Origin of the sequence: Streptococcus sp. 2100 (genome assembly GCF_013276335.1) — a bacterium.
Taxonomy (GTDB): domain Bacteria; phylum Bacillota; class Bacilli; order Lactobacillales; family Streptococcaceae; genus Streptococcus; species Streptococcus pseudopneumoniae.
Genome location: NZ_VMKV01000078.1, coordinates 1 through 3,517 on the forward strand (window position 1 = coordinate 1; position 3,517 = coordinate 3,517).

Sequence of the window (3,517 nt, forward strand, 5' to 3'; positions counted from 1 at the left end):
CAAAGATGGGATTATACCATAGTTCGTGACAGTTCCAGCTTTTTTTGATAAAATCATACAGTATGCCCTTGGGTACAAAGTATGAACTGGGACTGTCTTTCCCAGCTTCGGAGGTAAAAAATGTCAGATTCACCAATCAAATACCGTTTGATTAAGAAAGAAAAACATACAGGAGCTCGTCTGGGAGAAATCATCACTCCCCACAGCACCTTCCCAACACCTATGTTTATGCCAGTTGGGACTCAAGCCACTGTCAAAACTCAGTCGCCTGAAGAATTGAAGGAGATGGGTTCGGGAATTATCCTGTCAAACACCTATCATCTCTGGCTTCGTCCTGGAGATGAACTTATTGCTCGCGCAGGTGGTCTCCACAAGTTCATGAATTGGGACCAGCCTATCTTGACAGATAGTGGTGGTTTTCAGGTTTATTCCTTAGCAGATAGCCGTAATATCACAGAAGAAGGAGTAACCTTTAAAAACCATCTCAATGGTTCCAAGATGTTCCTATCGCCAGAAAAAGCTATCTCTATTCAGAATAATCTAGGCTCAGACATCATGATGTCCTTTGACGAATGTCCTCAGTTTTATCAACCTTACGATTACGTTAAGAAATCAATCGAGCGTACCAGTCGTTGGGCTGAGCGTGGTTTGAAGGCTCACCGTCGTCCGCATGACCAAGGGTTATTTGGGATTGTGCAGGGGGCAGGATTTGAAGACCTGCGTCGCCAATCGGCTCATGACCTTGTCAGCATGGATTTCCCAGGCTACTCTATCGGTGGCTTGGCAGTAGGAGAAACCCACGAAGAGATGAATGCGGTTTTGGACTTCACAACCCAACTGCTTCCTGAAAATAAACCTCGCTATTTGATGGGTGTCGGAGCGCCAGATAGCTTGATTGATGGGGTCATTCGTGGGGTGGATATGTTTGACTGTGTCTTGCCGACTCGTATCGCTCGTAACGGGACTTGTATGACCAGTCAGGGACGTTTGGTTGTCAAAAATGCCCAGTTTGCTGAGGACTTTACGCCACTGGATCCTGAGTGTGATTGCTACACATGTAAGAACTACACACGCGCCTACCTTCGTCACCTACTCAAAGCTGATGAAACCTTCGGTATCCGCTTAACTAGCTACCATAATCTTTACTTCTTGCTTAACCTGATGAAGCAAGTGCGACAAGCCATCATGGATGACAATCTCTTGGAATTCCGTGAGTATTTTGTGGAAAAATATGGCTATAATAAGTCAGGACGCAATTTCTAAAACGGAATAGATATAAGCTAAAAATCCTAAGTTTTCTCTTAGGATTTTTCTTCTTTTTTTGATAGAATAAAGTGTATAATGAAAGGGAGAATAAACTCGTATGCGCATTAAATGGTTTTCCTTGATTAGGATTACAGGTTTACTACTGGTACTCTTGTATCATTTCTTTCAGACCATCTTTCCTGGAGGATTTTTCGGGGTAGATGTCTTTTTCACATTTTCAGGTTTCCTGATTACGGCTCTACTCATCGAAGAGTTTTCTAAAAATCATGAGATTGACTTGATTGGATTTTTTAGGAGACGCTTTTATCGGATTGTGCCACCTGTGATTTTGATGGTCTTGGTAACCATGCCCTTTACCTTTCTAGTTCGCCAAGATTATGTGGCTGGAATTGGGGGTCAGATTGCGGGTGTTTTAGGCTTTATGACTAACTTCTATGAACTGCTAACAGGTGGGAGTTATGAATCTCAGTTCATTCCTCATTTGTTTGTTCATAATTGGAGCTTGGCCGTTGAGGTTCACTACTATATTCTTTGGGGATTGGCAGTTTGGTTCTTATCCAAACAGTCCAAATCAAATGGTCAGTTGAGGGGAATGGTTTTTCTCTTATCAGCTGCTGCCTTCTTGATTAGCTTCTTCTCCATGTTTATTGGTAGTTTTCTAGTGACCTCTTATTCCTCTGTTTACTTCTCCAGTTTAACTCATGTCTATCCATTCTTTTTGGGAAGTATCCTGGCAACGATTGTAGGCGTTCGTCAGACGACTTCCCTCGTCAAGCAGTTGGATAAAATCTGGGATTTACGCAAGACCCTTTTGGTTTTTGGAGGAGGTTTTGGCTTCTTACTCATTTTGACCTTCTTTGTCAAATTTACCTATCTTTTTGCCTATCTTATGGGCTTCTTACTTGCTAGCCTTGCAGCTCTTGCTATGATTCTGGCGGCGCGTGTCTTACATGAAAAGACACATCATATACAAGAGACAAAGATGATTAGCTTTTTAGCGGATACTAGCTATGCAGTTTATCTCTTCCATTGGCCTTTCTACATCATTTTCTCACAGTTGACCTCAAATCTTCTTGCTGTGTTATTAACTTTGATTTTTTCTTATGGATTTGCCAGTCTTTCATTTTATGTATTGGAACCTTGGATTGCAGGCAAGAACACACCTATTTTACAAACTCTTCGTCCCCTGCCTTATATTCACACAATTCTTGCAACAAGTACGGGAATCTTGGCCTTCATTGTCTTCTTAGTGACTTTGTTGGCACCACAAGTGGGAGCGTTTGAGACAGACTTAACTGTCAATGGCTTGAAGCAAGCTGCTAGTACTATTGCCCAAACAAAAGTGATAGCAGAACGAGCAGAAGCTGATAGTTTAGGAATTGCTGATGGCACTATGTTAATTGGTGACTCGGTGGCTTTAAGGGCAAATACAGCCCTGCAGACAGCTCTTCCTGGAGCACAAATTAACGCGCAGGTCAGCAGAACAACCAAGACTGCCAATGAAATCATGATAAACAATAGCCAAAATAAATTTTTACCTAAGATGGTGGTCATTGCGACTGGGGTAAATAATCCTGAAAATTACAAGGAAGACTGGGACAGTATCGTGAAAAATCTTCCTAAGGGCCACCATATGGTTTTGGTGACTCCTTATGAGGGAGATAAGACAAAAGAGACCTATGCCATCGTTGAGAAGGCTGCTGCCTACATGAGAGAATTGGCAGAGAAGACACCTTACATCACGATAGCAGATTGGAATCAAGTTGCGAAAGAGCATCCAGAAATTTGGGCAGGAACAGACCAAGTCCATTTCGGAAGTGACACTAGCACTATTGAAGCAGGAGCAAAATTGTATGCAGATACGATTGCCACAGCCTTGAAGACAGCTCAAGACAAGCCAGTCAAATCAAAATAACGTGTATTAAAAAGAGAAGAGTTGGAGAAATCCAACTCTTTTAAAATATCGCATCTCTGTGCCTTTCTTGTGTTTGTGGTTGAACAACAAGTATAACACAGAGGTGTTTTCTTATGTCTACACTTTCAGCTAGTTGAACCATCTAATTTTTAGGAGGGCTGGGTGGCTAACTTCATTATATAACTTTCATTTAGTAAATCGAACGTGAAAATGTCCCATTTGATAAAATAGTCGTATGAAAAGTATCCAACTGAATATGAATGAAACGAAAAAATATCTTGTGATAAAAGCTATAGACCAAGGAAAGAAAACAAAGGATCGAGCCTGTGTCGAACT

Annotated in this window: 2 protein-coding genes; both read left to right on the forward strand. The window is 41.6% G+C overall.

What is annotated here, in order from left to right; genetic code table 11:
• The first annotated feature begins 120 nt into the window (after positions 1 to 120).
• Positions 121 to 1,263 (forward strand): tRNA guanosine(34) transglycosylase Tgt, encoded by a 1,143-nt coding sequence (gene tgt, locus HT669_RS09835; protein ID WP_001285257.1) that lies wholly within the window; start codon positions 121 to 123, stop codon positions 1,261 to 1,263.
• A 100-nt stretch (positions 1,264 to 1,363) separates the two neighbouring features.
• Positions 1,364 to 3,181: an acyltransferase family protein gene (locus tag HT669_RS09840; protein ID WP_001220862.1), complete on the forward strand. Its 1,818-nt coding sequence runs from the start codon at positions 1,364 to 1,366 to the stop codon at positions 3,179 to 3,181.
• Positions 3,182 to 3,517: the final 336 nt, after the last annotated feature.

Coding starts and splice junctions, on each gene's coding strand:
- tgt (WP_001285257.1), top strand. CDS start 121: ATGTCAGATTCACCAATCAAATACCGTTTGATTAAGAAAGAAAAACAT.
- HT669_RS09840 (WP_001220862.1), top strand. CDS start 1,364: ATGCGCATTAAATGGTTTTCCTTGATTAGGATTACAGGTTTACTACTG.